The 17,158-nt window shown below is 38.5% G+C and carries 7 protein-coding genes; all 7 read left to right on the top strand.

The window, feature by feature from the left end:
- Window positions 1-907: 907 nt before the first annotated feature.
- A complete protein-coding gene (locus F938_RS01735) occupies window positions 908-2,542 on the top strand; it encodes a hypothetical protein (RefSeq protein WP_005005782.1) in 1,635 nt (544 codons plus the stop codon).
- Window positions 2,543-2,573: 31 nt separating this feature from the next.
- Window positions 2,574-9,206, top strand: coding sequence for a strawberry notch C-terminal domain-containing protein (locus tag F938_RS01730; RefSeq protein ID WP_005028698.1), 6,633 nt, complete (start codon window positions 2,574-2,576; stop codon window positions 9,204-9,206).
- Window positions 9,207-9,518: 312 nt separating this feature from the next.
- Window positions 9,519-13,961 (top strand): hypothetical protein, encoded by a 4,443-nt coding sequence (locus F938_RS01725; RefSeq protein ID WP_005028696.1) that lies wholly within the window; start codon window positions 9,519-9,521, stop codon window positions 13,959-13,961.
- 2 nt (window positions 13,962-13,963) lie between these two features.
- Window positions 13,964-14,857, top strand: a complete 894-nt coding sequence (locus F938_RS01720) for a hypothetical protein (RefSeq protein WP_005028694.1) — start codon at window positions 13,964-13,966, stop codon at window positions 14,855-14,857.
- Window positions 14,858-14,925: 68 nt separating this feature from the next.
- Window positions 14,926-15,354 (top strand): hypothetical protein, encoded by a 429-nt coding sequence (locus F938_RS01715; RefSeq protein WP_005028693.1) that lies wholly within the window; start codon window positions 14,926-14,928, stop codon window positions 15,352-15,354.
- A 9-nt stretch (window positions 15,355-15,363) separates the two neighbouring features.
- Window positions 15,364-16,164, top strand: coding sequence for a hypothetical protein (locus tag F938_RS01710; protein WP_024160804.1), 801 nt, complete (start codon window positions 15,364-15,366; stop codon window positions 16,162-16,164).
- Window positions 16,165-16,189: 25 nt separating this feature from the next.
- Window positions 16,190-17,152, top strand: a complete 963-nt coding sequence (locus F938_RS01705; protein ID WP_005028689.1) for a hypothetical protein — start codon at window positions 16,190-16,192, stop codon at window positions 17,150-17,152.
- The last annotated feature ends 6 nt before the right edge of the window (window positions 17,153-17,158 follow it).

Raw genomic sequence — 17,158 nt, 5'->3', positions numbered from 1 at the left:
AGCGAAAGTTTTTTATAAATGGGTTGTAAACTTTCTTCCGTCCTAATGACGTAAGTTATTGATTTATAGTTGTGTCAAAATACGAGCGAAAGTTTTTTATAAGTGGATGTAAACTTTCTTCCGTCCTAATGGCGTAACTCATTGATTTTCTGTTATAGTCTGAACTCAGCGAAAGTTTTTTATAAATGGGTTGTAAACTTTCTTCCGTCCTAATGGCGTAAGTTATTGATTTGTCGTAAAACAAGCTAAATAGCGATCGTTGGGTCATATATAAGGGCTATTCCTCATAAAATCTGAAAGTCTTTATTATCAAGGCTCTCAGGAAATTGGAGAAGTTATCCGCAACGTTTTGAATTTAATTTGCGCTCAAATGAATTTAATTTGCGCTGGAAGTATTTTTTATTCTATTTAATTTTATTATAAACAGCGACTTACAACACTTGCTAGTTTGCAAATTTCCAATATTGCAAAAAGCTAAAAAATGAACAATATTTTACTCATATTTTTAAATTCATTCTAATATACAAGAACTTAATTTGTGGATAGAATTTAATAGGAAAGTGGATAAAAACATCAAAAACCAGCTAAAAACGCCTTATTTTCTAAAAATTCAAATTCAATTTGCGCTCAAATGAATTTGATTTTCGCTCGTACCATTTGTGTTTTTCCGTACTAATCCTGTAATATCATGAAAAATAAGCATAAAAAATGTCCCTAATTAACTTCCCTTAATTAGAAAGATAATAAACAAAAAATTTCTTTTTAAAAATTTACTCTTAAACTTTTTAATATATTTTTTAATTTTTTATTTGCCTCCTTAGTATATACCAATGAGGTTTTGTAGTATTTTATAAATAGCTTGAGTCAATGACCAGCAATCAAAAATATAAAGCGTGGAATTTAAGAAATGAGTAAAAGTGATAATACGATTAAACGTATCGTCATGACTGTAGATCAATTTTACAAACATGATGAACAAGACGAGCTGTATGCATACGGCTTTGATATGTCTACCAATGAACCAGTTCGCATACGAATGAGTTCATCTGAAGAATTCACGAAGATCATTAATAAACTCAACAAGCATCATACTGAGAATGTTTCAGTAGATGAAGTCCACGCAAAATTTGATTCTGGACGTAACCAACGTACTTCATTAGACACACATAATCGCGGTGCTAACCGTGGTCGAATTATCTGTTTTGACAAATGTGTTGACTCACCCTACGAATCTCTTGACGGTTATAAAACTTATGTTGCTCAGTGGTGCAACGTAATGAGTAACAACCCGAATTCACAATTAATCAAAGCAGTCACTTCTATCAATGTGCATCAACAAAAAAACGGCGATTTCTTTGTTAAAGCTCAAATCATTGAAGATGCAGCACATATGCAAGTGCCCAATGTAAAAATTAATTCTCCAGCACTTCATAACGCTATTATTAAAAATAATTTACAGCTTCTTGTTAAATCTTTATCGAATAGTACTGACAACCAACCTGAGCGCATTCCATTTTCAAAAATTGTTGTGCGCTATGAGTCTGGTTCTGTATTAACTACAATCCCATTGATTCCAACCTATGACAGTGCTGATCGTGAAAGTGTTAAGCAATTCGCTAAGCCAGATCCGTTGATGCAACGTGGCGGTATTGATAAAACTAAAAAGTCTTATCGGGTTGCTAAAGATCCGATTGAAAGTATCAAAGATATTTTGAACGGCAATGACTTTCACACCGCAACTTTTGATCCAAATTTTGTACCATCCAACCAGCATGAAAAAGACCAGTTCGATAAACAGGCTCAGAACGTTTATGTTATGGACCAGGCCCGTATTGCCCTGTTTGCATTACTTGGCGATCGACAAATTAAAGTGTTCTACAATGAAGATGTAGACAAAGAAAAAAATCAAAATTTAAAACGTCTTTACGCTGGCTTGGTGAGTCAAAAATTACTGCCTGAGGTTTATCATGGCCAACAACTACAACTAGGTGCGCTTTACAAAGACACGTTCTTAAAGAAATTTTTCAACAATAAAACGCCTCACGCTGGTTTTCGCAAGGTAGATCCAGAAATAGATTTACGTACTGGTGAGGGTGTTCGTGGTGTTGGTGCACCTCCCCTAGTGAATCAATTTACCGATGACTACGGCAATCCAAAACCGCACGACTTAAATCCTCAATTTTTAAGTCAAGTTGATCGTCAGACCATGAATAAATTGACGCATGCAAAACAGCAATTTGCTGAAGCGTTTATTGTTATTCAACCACACCAACGGAACTCGAATAATTGTTTTGTCTCGTTTATCGAGCCTGTTGAACTTACTCAAACCCGTATGAATGCGTTGAACTTTTCAGAAATTACGGTAGAGCATGTACAGCAACATAAAGCTTCAATCGATAGTCCGTTATCTAAGAACTTCAACCACGATCTTTTACCTGATCCACAAGAGTTAATGATGAAAGTCAGACAGCCAGAAATGGATGTTAAGAAAAGCCAAGAAAAGGCTGCGACTTCTGATGTCTATAACGACATGACTTTTTAATCAAATTTAATAATTCTTCTTCAGGTTCGCTATGACTACTCATGATTTAAACGAAAAAATTAAATGGATCGACTTATCACAAGCTGGTGTATATCTCGATGTACGGCGTGTTGGCCAGACGGATAGCCAATTACTCTTATTGGACGTTCAAAAAAAACTATCTAAAGAAAATTTGAATAACATTGGTTTTACACCGATGAAGTTTGAGGCTTATCCTCACTTTGACGGTCACTTGTATCAATACAATTTGAATGAAACGATCAAACCAAGACTGTTTCATGAAGTTTTGGGTATTCCAAAAGAATTTATCCGTAGTGTGCTTGCGACTCGCCAAGAATTGCATGATTTGTTCAATGCCCAAGCAAAAACATTGGTGCCACAACGATTGAACGTTGCGTTGAATAGTGCAACTCCACTCGGTTATAACTCTGATGGCAACAAAATCTATGCTTCAGCTCATAACCGTTTTTACGTGAATGCCCAAGGTACGCAAATACCTGAAGGTCCTAATGATCAGCCGTCTAGTCTGTACTTACGTGCGACCAAGCAAAAAGATTTAAAAGAATGCTTAAGAGGCTATATCTATCAATTAGAACATGAAACAAAGAGCCATAATCACCAGGACTTTTTAAAGTTTTTAGCTCTAATCACGCAAGCCAAAAATGCTGACGTTGATGTATCCAAGGTAACAGATAAACAGATCCATACTGCAGAAGAAGCGCTTGAAACAGTGATGGTCGAAAAGTTAGGTGAGCTTGATTTTACTGAGAGCTCATTTAAAACGAGTTTAGCGTTATACAATCGCATGCCGACTAAGACCATGCGAAACAATACGATTCGTATGTTACAGCAATATTCGACTCCAATCCCGATGTCACTTGTGGCTCAGCGCTTATTGATTGAGGGTGATAACCGAACAAAACAAAACTTTTCCGTGCTCGAGCCAACTGTGGGTAATGGATCTTTAATCGGTTTATTAACCCAAGAGCGTAATGCTTCTGTCTATGCGGTTGAGTTAGATCCCAAACGTGCTGAACGTACAAAAGCACTGACTCAAAATTATGAATGCACGGTTGTTACTGCAGATGCTACACAAATTGATTTTGAGCAAACGTTTAAGCAAAAAGTTGACTATGTGATTGCCAACCCTCCTTTTGGTGCTATGGATAAACTAGAACGTGTTGCACCAATTTTGGTTCAACAGCGTAACGGCGTAGATCCAAACCCATTATTGGTAGATCCATCAGAAAACGTCTGGTTCAGTACGGATAAATTGGACCATGCCATTCTGGTTAAATCACTAAACGCACGAAACGATCAAGGGCGTTCAGTTTTCATTATTGGCTCAGATAAACAGATTTCAGATGGTACGGTTGAGCGTAAATCAAAGAATTTACTTAATTATCTCTATAAGCATTATGAAGTTGAGGCGGTTGTAGAAATCCACGGCAATGCATATGCACGAAACGGCGCTAATCAAAATGTTCGTATGTTAGTGGTAGGCAATCGTAAAAACGAACAAGCGTTACTACAAACTTACCAATCTTCTGTGGTACCAGATAAGTTGAAAGTCATTACGGACTATGACGAACTTTGGGGATGGGCTAATAACGTAATCTATAATCGTTTGAATCCGAATAAGGATCTATACTTCAAGCCAACTACTCCGACTCCAGTTGAGCAACAAGCACAACAAGCACCAGTGGTTGAACCTGTTGTTGAGGTTAAGCCTGTTGAAAAAGAAAATGACGATTTGTTTGCCAGTCTAGGTGATGAACAGCCTGTTTCGCCACTTGAAGATATTGCATCAAGTGTAACGCCTACGTCTGCAGTCACTATGTTTGATGAAGTCGTGGTCGCTAAAGAAGAAGAGATTAAGCAAGAGGAAGCTGTCAAACCAAAACCGATGTTTGGTCGTAAACCTAAATCAAAACCGAATAAAGTTTCTTTTGACTTCGGAACCGTTGAAGTTAGTACGCAAACAACCAGTTCAGATGATGATGTACCTACACCAACTGAAGCTACACCAACGTTTGAAAATGAAAATGACAATGATTTCGTGCCTGAGGTAAAGAATCCGCACGAGAACCAAAATCTGGATGAAGACCTTGACGATGACGTTAATCTTCAAGTAGGTGATACCACGGCGACCAATGAGGGTGAAACACCTGAACAAACACCAGCTGAAGAACCAGCGGTAGAGCAAGTAAAACAGGAACCGGGTTTAACTGCTGAAGAGATTGCTAAGTTAAATTCTGAATTAGCGATCGGTACTGAGCAAAAAGAAGAACCGACTGTTGAATCTGACCAATCAAATTTACAGCCGATTGTTCCTGTTCCTAATGCTGAAAACACAACAGAACCAACTCCGGAAAATATATACCAAGTTAAGTATATACCGATGTCTATGGCATCTGAGCCAATTGCTTTAGTGGCTAAAAACCAGATTAAAGCGATTAATCAGGCAAATGCTCAATTGACTACACACATCCAAAATGTATTAGGTTTTGGGGGTATCAATTTCCAAGCTGAAGTCGATAATGGTAACTACCCTACTCTTGTTGATGCCTATGTCGCTAAGAAATTGCAATATGACAATTTTGATGCACTAAAGTCCGCTTTTGCATGTGAACAGGTCGATGCGGTTGCCCATATCATTTTACGTTTTGACCAAAACTTACCTGTGCTTATTGGCGACCAGACGGGTTTAGGTAAAGGTCGTATTGCAGCTGCGTGTTTACGATATAGTGCGTTAAGAGGAAAGCCCCCTGTTTTCCTTACAGATACAACGCAACTCTTGAACGACATTTGGCGTGATATTGTTGCTACAGACAGTGACAAGTTCTTTAAAGATCCGTTTATCTTTAACTCGGATGCTGTGATTAACCGCTTTGGTACTGAAGAGGTTTTATTCACTGGCCAAGATCTACCTAAGGAAATTGAAGATATTCCAGCGCAACATGACTTGGTATTGGCAACGTATAGCCAATTTAACCGACCAAACCGGAAACGTGCGTTATTGACTCGTTTTATTAATCAAGACACTGTTTTGGTGATGGATGAAACGCACCGTGCAGCATCCTTGAAATCAGCTACAAGTCAATTTTTCTTAGATGTTATTGATCAGACCAATCTAATTAATTTCCAGTCTGCATCGGCAATTAAGAAACCTGAAAATCTTGAATTCTTCCATAAATTGTTCCCTCGATCCGTATCTCGTAATGACTTACAAAAGGTTATCGATAATGCAGATGGTCCAATTTTGGAGTTTATTTCTGAAGGTTTGGTAGACAGCTCTGCCATGATTCGTAGAGAGCAAGATCTCTCGCACATTACCATTCAAACCTTTGTGCCAACTGAAGAGGAAATTAAGAAATTTCACAATTACTCAGATGTTCTTTCTGACATCTTGACGGACATGGTGAAATTTTCTAAAGATATTCGCCTCGATGCGCTAGAAAACATTGCCAATGATGATGATGCTGTTGCCAATTTAGACTTTCATCAGGATTCAGACGATCCGAAAAACCGTTTAAGTTTGAGTGTGATGAACTTTGGATCTCGAATGTACCAGATCCAAAAGCAATTCCTATTGGCATTGAAAACTGACTCTACAAGTGATGCTGTGATTCAGGCATTACATGAGGGTAGAAAGCCCGTGATTGGTTTGGAAAATACGGGTGAGAGTCTATTCAACATTTTGATGCAAAGTCGCATGGAAGCGATTTTAAAAGCAGATACGGCGCAAGACGTTACCGCTGATTCGCCTGAAAAAGAAAAAGCGTTTAATAACTTCAAGTCGGTATCGTCAGAAATTGAATTTCTTGAAAATGAGCTTCAAAAACTCATGATCAAAGAAAACCGTGACGCTGGCGATGAAAAAGCAGCGAAAAATATTCAAAAGGAATTGACTAAGCTTGAATATAAGCGCGGTAGCTATCTGCAAAGTCAAATTTCTGTTTTAGATGAACTCCCACAATTCCGTGACTTGCTTGAAGTGATGTTAGATCGCATCGATGTGGTGAAAGCTGAAGATAACTACGGTAACTCGTTCGTTAAGAAGCTCAGTACGGAAGTGACATTTAATGAAAACGGCGATCCAGTGGTAAGTCCGTATAAAATCATTTTGGATCGTATCAAAGAAAAGATTCAAAAGTTCCCTGACCTACCTTTGATGCCTTTGGACGTACTACGTAACAAGGTGACAAAAGCTGGCTTCAAGATTGATGAAATCTCTGGCCGTCAGATCCACTTAACGGAAACAAGAGACGGCAAATGGAAGGTTAATAAACAAGAGAACAATACGACACAAGGTAAGATTTTGGTTCAATCAAAATTCCAATCTGGTGAAATCGATGTTGTTATTGTGACTCGCTCTGGTTGTACGGGTATTTCTCTACATGCAGCCAAAAACCCTGATCCTACAATTCCATCGGATCACTTGCGCCAACGTGAGTTGTTTTTCTTGCAAAAACCTGAGAACTCTACCGATACGATTCAGATGATCGGTCGTGTGGGTCGCCGTGGTGAAGAATCACATCCGATTATGACGACAGTAGATTCGGGTATTCCAGCAGAAACACGTATGCACTTAATGATGATGCGTAAACTGTCTACCCTATCAGCGAACGTCTCTGCCAACTCAGAAACCAAGTTTAACGAAAACGATTATCCTGACATGCTCAACTACATTGGCAACCGGGTAGCGTTGGACTATTTAAAAAATAACGTAAACTTGGCGAACACACTTGATATTGATATTTCGGATGATGAAAAAGGACCATCATATCGCACGGCGCAAAACTATCATGTGAACCAGTTGCTATCTAAACTGATTTTGATGCCGATTAGTCAGCAAGAACAGGTTTATCAAGACTTGGTTGTTGACTATAACGATAAGATCCGTGAATTAGACTTGTTGGGTCGTAACCCTCTCAAGACCAACTTTTTAGACTGGAAAGCTAAAAAAGTCCGTGAGTTTGAAGTGAAGGACAACTTCTTTACCGTGACTTCAGAAACAGAAGCAGCCAAGATCAATACCTTTGATCTACCTGTGCGTTTTGAAGGTCTGCAATACATTGAACATGTTGAGCCATTACGTGCTGACAATCTAAAACTCATGTTCAAAGAAAGTGATGATTATCTGGTGCGTCAATTTAAACGTATCAATGAAAACATCAATGAAACGGTACACGGACTACTACACTATGCCTATAACTTTGAGGCATTGATGTACCAAAAATATGAAGGCTTTGCTAAGCAAAAGTTATTTTTCAAAAATGGGCAAATGCGTGGTGAAGTGATTCGTGATTATCGACACGAAGTATTTGATCATTTCGGTGTTGTTGAAGCCAATGTAAAACACATTGATGATATTCAATTTCGTAAACCTGATGATCACTCTGCAGATGCTTTTGAAAAAGTAGCTGAAGCGGTTTATCTTGCCAATGATCCTATTTTGACCTCTAACTTTGATCGCATGTATCGAATTGTTCAGGATCTAAAATTCTTGGCTCGTTCTATGGAAAGGAACGAAAAAGAAGGTCATTCAGCGCATGGGTTATTGTTCCTTATCTCAAAACCTAGTCTTTTTGATGATGAAGTGACGCCAGATCACAAAACAGGTGCTTTGCTACGTCTAGACCTACCGCCGTTACGTGTAGGTGCAATCACACCGAATGCGGTTAAGCTTGATTTGGTTTACCCTGGTGATAAGAAGTCGTTTAAAGTTCCACTGATCAATTACACCATGCAAAATGCCAAGCAAGACTTGGATTGGGTAGCTCCAGTGAGTGAAAAAGGACGTATTATCCTAAAACGCTTCAATCCTGAATTTTATTCTTATGCTGATGTGAATAGACGTCATGTTGAGGATCGTCAACCCTTGGTGAACTTATTTACTGAACAAAACAATTATTCCCGTTATACGCGTACCTATTTTGAGAAAGCGCCGTCTGGTGATGTCACACGACAAGCGATTACCTTAACGGGCAATATGTTCAAGGCACATAAGATTGTCAGCTCACTAGATCTACGACATTCAACCGTTATATTTACCGATGCTGATGGTATGCGTAACCGTGCGTTATTATTGCCATCAAATACACCAACTGACTTGTTTGAAAGCTCTCTTGAAAACCAAGTGACGTTTAAGCAAGTTAAAGAGATTGCGAACTTCTTTAATCAATTGCCTGTAAACATTGATTTCAACCGCAATAACTATGTGGGTACTAAGGTTAATTTCCCGTACAAGAAAGCAAGTATTGAGTTCTACTACAACGGGTCAGACTGCTTTAATGTGACGGTGAAATCTGTTGCAAAACAGTTCAATCGCTTTATGTCGAATACCAACGTATTCCATGATCCTAAAGGCGGTAAAACAGATGAATCGTTGAACATCCACTTTACTGAGCCAGGCCGTAATGAGTTTAGATTTGCGCTTGATCTCAAGGATGTTGAACGCTTTGTTGACGAGCTGGACAGTACAACCAAAATTGAAGCTGCCTTTTTGGATTTAAAATCTAAGCTTCCTGATGGTAATGATTACTTTTTAAATGAAATTAACCGTATGCTTAATCCTCCAGAAGAGCCAGCTTATAAGGCTGAGTTACCTAAGGGTAAAACCTTAGATAACGATCAAGAAATCCAGCAATTATCTTTCTAAAACCCTCCCTTAAAAGGTATATACCAGACCATACGTGAATAACAATTACGTGTGGTCTAGTTCGTATATACCATGTATCATATCCGTGACGATCACATTGACGTTTTAAAAAACAAATACAGGTATTTTATGTGCAACTCTAATCCCTTAGAGGAATCTTCTAATAACTCAGATTTAGTGGATTTTGACAGTGAATTAGACATCACAACTGGTTTTAATTCTGACTTTAAAGAAGACTTTATTTGGAATGTTGATACAGATTCTAAAAAGGACTCTTAAAACCAGGAAGGCCACCTGTCATAAGGATCAAATATGGACCAAAGCCCTAAACAAGATAATTTTGACGAGCAAACACTTGATCAACTGCAAGACGGCCAATCATTAACTTTCAATGAGGGCCTGGAACAGTGGGATGATTTAAGTTTGGACGGCGTGGAATTTCAATCCATCCAGCCTACGCCACAACAAAACAATGTTGCACAAGATCAATCGCAACAATACCAGTCTGAACCATATCCCAATGATCCCCTATCTGAACCTCCATTAATGGAAGAACCGCCAGTCATGCAAGATGATGGGTATCAAAATAATCAGTATGATCAGTATGATCAGTATGAACAATATGATCAGCCTATGGGCGGTAACTCTGTACCTCCTGGGCACCCAGATTATGATTACGCTCCCCCTCTTGAAGATACTCGGTTGAACGATGATGAACCGATGTTTTTTGACGAAGGTGATTATGAGCGTAGTAGTTACCCGAATTACGAGAATGAACGGTCCATCATTCCTGAAAACACGTTTGATCTTTCCGCTGTCACTGTCAATGATTTAGCTGAACTTGATCCTGTTCTGATTGGTAAAGTATTTGATGCACTTGAGCAAAGAGAGCCAGCCAGTCAATTAGAATTCTTTGCAGACATCGGGCTTGATCTGCAGAATGATGATGATCTTAAGTTTATTGCGGCTCTGAATAAAATCCAGACTAAAAACGCACTGGACCAAGGATTAGGCAATATTGCTGAAAATAACAGTTCATTGCCAGTTGAAGACCGTGTTTATACAACTGCAGACTCTAAATTATACCTATCAGACAATGATCCTGATTTCCTCCTTTCCAAAGAAGAGAATCCATTTGAAGCCGTTCAAGTGGCTGAAAAAACCCTCTTTAACTTTGAGACAAAATCTTTTATCACTCAGCCCTACTATGGTTTAAGCCTGAAGGGTGCAACTAAAGAAAATGCCCTCAACTTCCTGAGTAATCGTCAATTCGCGATTGAAGGCCTGATTAACCAAAACCAAGTCGTGCGTGAAGCAAAACAGCAGATCTACAACGAAGTTACGGGTGCACCGAATACCTATTTTTCAGGTGAATTAACCGATAAAAACCAAATTAACGCATTGATGCGCCAAGTGCGTGACTTTTGCTTAATTCGTGGGATTGAAGCTGAAGAACTTGGCTTAGTGCCAAAATCTATCGTCATGGATCAATGGCGTGTGAATAGCGACCATACAGCTGCTCGACTTGAACAACTTGAGATTCACTATCTTGAATTCAATACGGACACGTTAACCAAGGAAGTAATTCAGTTATTAGAAACCCGTGAACATAGCGACCAGTTACAAGCTGCTCTACTTTTGAAAGAACATAAAGAAAATCAGAAGACTAAAGAGACAGTAAAGGAAGATGTTGAATCAGCTGATCCGAATGCACCAAAAGGTACACCAAAGAGCACATTAAACATTGCTGGTGGTCCACAAGACAAAGCAAGTTTGGCTGCAAGTAGCGTTGCCTCTAAAAGCTTTAAGGATATGCGAAATGAGGAAGGTAACGAACGTCCTCCTTTAGCGCGTGAAAATAGCCACGGCCATCCACGAACGGTCGCTGATGAACTCGCTGCGCTCAGTGCAAAAATGATTGCAGTCATGATTGAACTGGTTAAGAAAACAATCAAGTTGATCATTGCAGCGATTATGGCCATGTTCAACAAGAACAAAAGCCTTGATAACCTGAAAAACATTTGGGATAAACCAATCAATCCTGATGTTACCGTTAAAAGTAACCATCCAGACGCACAACAACCCGAACAGCTTGCCAATACAGCCGATAAATCAAAATTGACTGAACTTGGTAAGAATGCCGATATTTTAAAACCGATCTCTAAAGAGCAAATGTTGCCTCTTTTAAACGATCCATATACCACTCAACTGAATAAAGACCGTGACGGCGTTACCTTAGAAGAATTCGATCTAAATGTCGGTAAAGTCTATGCCATTGACGGTGAACAATACATCGTGATTGATGTAGTCGGTAAGGATTCTGTCGAAGGTGTTGAATCCTCTACCCCATTTATCAAACTAGTTAAAGAAGCAGATTTACCGCCTCAAGTGGAAGGTAGCGATGCACCTACCCCGATTACGCCGTTCTATTTAGAAGCGATTGAAGACAAAGTAACGTTTCTCTCAATTGAAGAACTGCATGAAGGCATTAAGTCTGAAAAGATCCATGAGTTTGAAGGTCGCTTTTTTGAACCCATTTGTTCTCAGTACTTAGAACAAGCACGTATGTTCCTTGGTGCCGAATATCCATTAGGGCAAGATCCAGAACAAATGACTGAAGAAGCCAAAGCTTCATACAAAGATCAGTTTATTCAACGTGCCTATCAATCAGGTCAAATAATTTCGGATCAAGTAAAGAAAGTCAAATCTAAACTTTCAAACCTTTTGGGTAAGTTTAAAGGCAATACTGCAGAACAGTCGGCAACTCAATCAGCACCGCAAAGCCAAGACCAAAACAATGACGGTAAACCAATGAACCCTTATGACAGTATTTATGTTGATCATGATTCTGACTTAGAAGCATTCTTTAAAGACCGTCACAACAATGTTTCTTATGCTGAAATTGAACAGTTTGTCGGTATGGTTTATGAAGATGAAACAACCCAAACCAATATGGTTGTTTTGGATATAGCTTCCGATAATCTGGATAAACGTGCGATCGTTGTGCCTCTTTCGGTGATTGAAGATCTCGAAAATATCACTGAACAAGATGTGCTTTATCTTAAAGACATCGTGAATGAATCCTCTACCGTTCCACTGTATGAGCTGGAGTCTGTCGAGCCGATAGACGAGTTAAATGCGCTTGGTAAATTTTCAAGTGAATATTTAGACAAGCTCAAAGCCGATACCATCAACAATACTGCAGAACAGACTAATACTTATGCCAGATCTGCCGAACGTGAACTTGAACTTTCAAAAATGATTTTGGAAGGCAAGCTCAGTGTTGTAGGTGCCATGGTGAAAACGGATTACGGTCAATTCGTGGTACTGACTTCAGATTCGGAAGGTCATAAATCAATTGCACCCGAATACAACGCCGTGGCCATTACTAACCTTGATCGTCAAATTACCACGGAAGATATTATTAATGCCGGTATTACAACGATACCGCGTAAAGATATTTTAGAGTGGAATACTGTCACGGCGCTCAATGAAGAATCTGCCAATCAGGTGACTTATTTAGATCCTGAAGTTTACCAGGCAGTAAGTAATGCAATTCATCAAAATCGCGAAAAAGAATTGATTCAAACTTTGAGTACGTTACAACCCTCTGCAGCACTCAATAGCATCGGTTCAAAAATCATTACGCAAGATGGCAATACATATATTGGTCTATGCGCCAAAGATGATGGCAAATCAGGCGAGTACTACGCCGTAAAAGCTCCAGATAATCAACTCTCCCCGATTGGCGCAAGCTATATCAATGATGTTGGTGTTGAAGTCATTAGCCGTAGTCAAATTGCTGAATTTCAGAATGCGGAAAATAATCAGCAACAACTAATCAGCCATGATGTGTTTGTTACATTGCTAAATGCAGTCAATAACAGCAATGAACAAGAAGTACTTCACCTCTTCTCTAACTTGGACCAGGTGAAACAACAAATTAAAGATTCGTTATTCAGCGAAAAGGAAAGTGAAAAAGTGATTGAACAAAATCAATTTATTGAACAACTGAAAAACAATAACCTTGTGAAAGCCGATCACATTAACGCGCTTAATCAAATTGCTGATCAGATTCAAAATACGCAACTGAAAAATGTTGTTAAAGGTATGGCCTCAACCGTTGTTGCGCCTGAAAACTCTCAAAACGAGATGTATGTTCAAAGCTTTCTACATCTCAACCAACGCCTAGACACGTTACAACAAGATTTAAAGCTTCAAGCAGCATCAAATCTTATGAATGCTGAATATAAGCAACTTTTTGAATGTATGGATGATCATCTAGTACTACCTACTGCGTATGGTGATGCCAAGTTTGTAAACCTTAATAGTGTTGAGCCTCGTATTGTTGAATTTAGAAACTCGGCTGAAACAGGTCAAATCTTTGACAGCTTCAACGCCGTGATTGCCGAAACAGGAAACGTGGAAATTGCGCTTCAGCACTTAAAGCAAGAGATCTTAACCGATCACTATATCGCTGCGATTCATGAGGATGTGAAGTTACACCGTCTAGAACAGCAAGACATGGAAAAAATCAAAGAAGTGAATCAGATCCTTGAAGCTGATTTTGATAAAACTGGCCTACGCTTAGAAGCGCTCCAAGATGGTTTGAATCTCAATACTAAAAACTACTTAGACCAAGTAAAGCTTGAGAAAAATACGACATCTCAATTTTTGAGTGACCTTGATAAGCATATAGATTTAGAAGTCGCACGTAGAAACGATCATGACAATGATCAAACATTGGGGCGTTAATCATGGATCTCTATAAAAACGTAACTGGCGACATCGATGCGATGATTACTTTTGATAAAATCTTAGGTGGTTTTGGTCAAAATACAGTGAATACCACGCGTGAGCGTGTTCAAATCAACTCTAAGCATGAAAAGGTAGAGCGTGAGATTGAAGGTGCCAGTCCGTACCTTAAAAGCGATTATGAGCTATTTGTCGAGCATCACAATATGTTGATGCAAGAGTATCGGGCAACTCAGCTACATTTACGCAATATCTTAGAAAAGAAAAATGAGGTTAAAAGCATTCAAAAGCTTGCGGATCTCTGCGAACGGCACCAGTGCTCCAACATCGCTCAATTATTCGTTGAAAAAAATGAAGATGAATATGTATTGCAATGCTTTCAAGACTTTCAGCAAGACTTAGAAAACAATAATGCTCTCCGAAAAGACTTTAATCACTTTTCAGACTCGTTTGAAGCCTACCGATACAATATGGAGATCTGTAATAAGCTTTCTGGTATCGATCAGCCGTTTACCCTTGAACGTCCGAATGACAGACAGTTGAATTTCGTTATCCATAGTCATGAAAACATCAATAAAACATTGTTGGACTATCAGGCGAAGATCATTGAGCAACAAACAACTGTAGACCAGCTCAAGCAAGATGCTTCCTATACTGCCCTATTTCCGATCGCAACCAATGATAAGAACATGTTCTCAATTGCAGCGACCGAAGTTTATGTAGAACAGTCACCAAAATATCAAGACTATCTTAAGGTCATTAAAAATGAGCTTAAGAACATAAACGAAACGGGTAAAAATACGTTTAGTCAGCATTACAAAGATACTATTACGCAAAGCAATCTTGAAAACGTTAAAACTAAAGAAAGCGCTTCAACTTATAGCAATGGGTTTTAATTAATTTTAAATAAAAACATTTAGGGTGTTTTAAGATAGAATCTAAATACCCTTTAATGGAGTTAAACATGATTCAAACTAAAATCACTGAACCGACAAGAACGCCGTTTAATCCTCATGGTTTTGCAGATGCAACGCCTTTACATGCGTTTTACTTGGAATTATTAGAAAAGGGATTAATCCATAAAGCTCTTGAAGAAGGTAATTTGGAATTTGAAAACCAAAACTTGTTCATGACGATCGATTGGGAATCAATAGACGTTCAAATGGATGCTTATACGTTTGATGTGAAATTAGATATTGTATGTGGCGTCATACTTGATGAACAAAAAGTCACGAATAGCATTCAAGTGTTTATTAATGAGCAAACTTTGTTTATAGCTTCAGCTAAAACCTTTAACCCTAAATCTGGTCTAACGCAAAGTCTTAACTTTGATATTCCTTTACGTGTTTTAAGTCAAATGGGCTATTACGCCCTACCTCTCAAAGAGGACTAAATCGTGGGAATGAGCATAGAAAGCCAAAACATAGCATTGTCTCAAGAGCCTACAACCTTTGTACCAGAAGCTTTTGTACACTCTATTAACTACTTTTGTCAGACCTTAGAGAACACTTTTCATTTTGATAAGCGTTCACTCAATTTCTTTGAACCAGGTACACCAAAAGAATACGGCTTGTATCTTACTGAACAGCATTGCCTTGTTTTTTTGAATGCTTGCAGTAGTGGCTATCTTGGCGAAACACGCAAAGTTACCAGCTTCACCGCTTTTGTGCTTTTAAATCAAAAAAATAATGAATCTGAAATGCTCGACATCACGTTAAACGATCCAAAACGTGTAGAGGAACATTTCAAAACTGCGTCTAAAGATCAGATCAATATTTACTTAAAGAACGTGCATGAATTAAGTAATTTTCTGAAAAATAAGTACTCGGATTCAGGTTTTTTAAAAGATATTGTGACTGAGGAAGGTTTTTCTAAAACCCTAAAGCCATCGGTTTTACAGGAATGCTTAAAAGAGGAAGTAGAGCTAATTAATACTTTAATGTGTTTGGTTAGTACTCAGTTTATATATATTACGACAGCTATTATTTTTAAGCGTCCTATTTTAAAAGAATTCATAAAACTATGTTTAACCAATGAGAAGTATATACTACAATATGGTGAAGAATGGTATTATGATTCTATATATAAGTTCGCTAAAAGGATATATGAGTTAAAACACCTTATAGCTACCTTATATTTAAGTAGTGAAGCTGTAGTAAAAGATGTTGTAGTGCTTTGCGAACTTGCTTCTAAAAAACATTAATCATAACTCTTTTAAAGGGCTAGATATGCGTAACAATCACAAGAAAGCTAAAAGGCTACAACAAGTTCGGGGCAAGACTTTAAGGACTAACCCTAATCTACAAAATGTTAAGCCAGCTTTTAAAACTAAAAGTGCTTTAAGCATTTTTGTTGCTACCGTTATTGGGTGTTCAAGTGCTATTGCAGTTCAACAAAGTTCCGTTGCTTCTGTTACCAGTAATACTCAAAACATGGGTAACTTAAACATCGCAACATCATCGACCATTGCAAGTAGCTCTGGTGGTGATACGCCTTTGTCGAATTCAAATAGCGGATATTATTCGTCTACCAGTTCTAATTCGTCATTCAACTCTACTGCTGCTGAAAACAACTTCATGGCGGTTAAAAAAGGTGAACAAGCAGCTGCTCAAAACATTCAAACCAATATTGAATCATGTGCAACTGATGGGATCGGTAAAGTCGTTAAAGACAACTTAGATCTACAAATGACGGTTTGGGGTCGTCCAATCGATATTAACAAAATGTTCAGTCCAGCTAGTCAAGGTGGCTGTTTTGCTGACATCGGTAAAATCATTGACCTTTCTGTGACTATTCCATCACTTGATACAATCATCAATGCAGCGCAACAAATGGTTGTCGATTACGCGACTAAAAAAGCGTGTGACGCAATGAAAACTGCAAGTACTGAACTTGTTGGCCCATTGAATGATGTTATAGGTGAAATCAACAAAGCTGGTCAATATACTGATGTATCGGGTGCGCTTGGTACTGCTGTGAATGGTCAACTTGGTAAACTTGATCCTGGTCTAGTTATGCCTAGCGGTGCTTTTGAGGGTGGAGATACTTATACAATCAATGGTAGTAGCTCGACTAGTCCAGTTTCTTATTCAACTGATCAAAAAGCCAGTACTAGCACACCGTCTAACGCAAAAACTTCAAGTTCAGAATCTACTTCTGTCACCCAATCAATTAAAGACTTTTTCTCTTAAGTTGGG

The sequence above is a fragment of the Acinetobacter bereziniae LMG 1003 = CIP 70.12 genome (assembly GCF_000368925.1).
In the GTDB taxonomy this organism is placed as follows: domain Bacteria; phylum Pseudomonadota; class Gammaproteobacteria; order Pseudomonadales; family Moraxellaceae; genus Acinetobacter; species Acinetobacter bereziniae.
This window is presented reverse-complemented; position numbering and strand designations above follow the sequence as displayed.

Excerpts from the sequence above, each read along its gene's own strand:
- F938_RS01735 (WP_005005782.1), top strand. The coding sequence starts at position 908 with ATGAGTAAAAGTGATAATACGATTAAACGTATCGTCATGACTGTAGAT.
- F938_RS01730 (WP_005028698.1), top strand. The coding sequence starts at position 2,574 with ATGACTACTCATGATTTAAACGAAAAAATTAAATGGATCGACTTATCA.
- F938_RS01725 (WP_005028696.1), top strand. The coding sequence starts at position 9,519 with ATGGACCAAAGCCCTAAACAAGATAATTTTGACGAGCAAACACTTGAT.
- F938_RS01720 (WP_005028694.1), top strand. The coding sequence starts at position 13,964 with ATGGATCTCTATAAAAACGTAACTGGCGACATCGATGCGATGATTACT.
- F938_RS01715 (WP_005028693.1), top strand. The coding sequence starts at position 14,926 with ATGATTCAAACTAAAATCACTGAACCGACAAGAACGCCGTTTAATCCT.
- F938_RS01710 (WP_024160804.1), top strand. The coding sequence starts at position 15,364 with ATGAGCATAGAAAGCCAAAACATAGCATTGTCTCAAGAGCCTACAACC.
- F938_RS01705 (WP_005028689.1), top strand. The coding sequence starts at position 16,190 with ATGCGTAACAATCACAAGAAAGCTAAAAGGCTACAACAAGTTCGGGGC.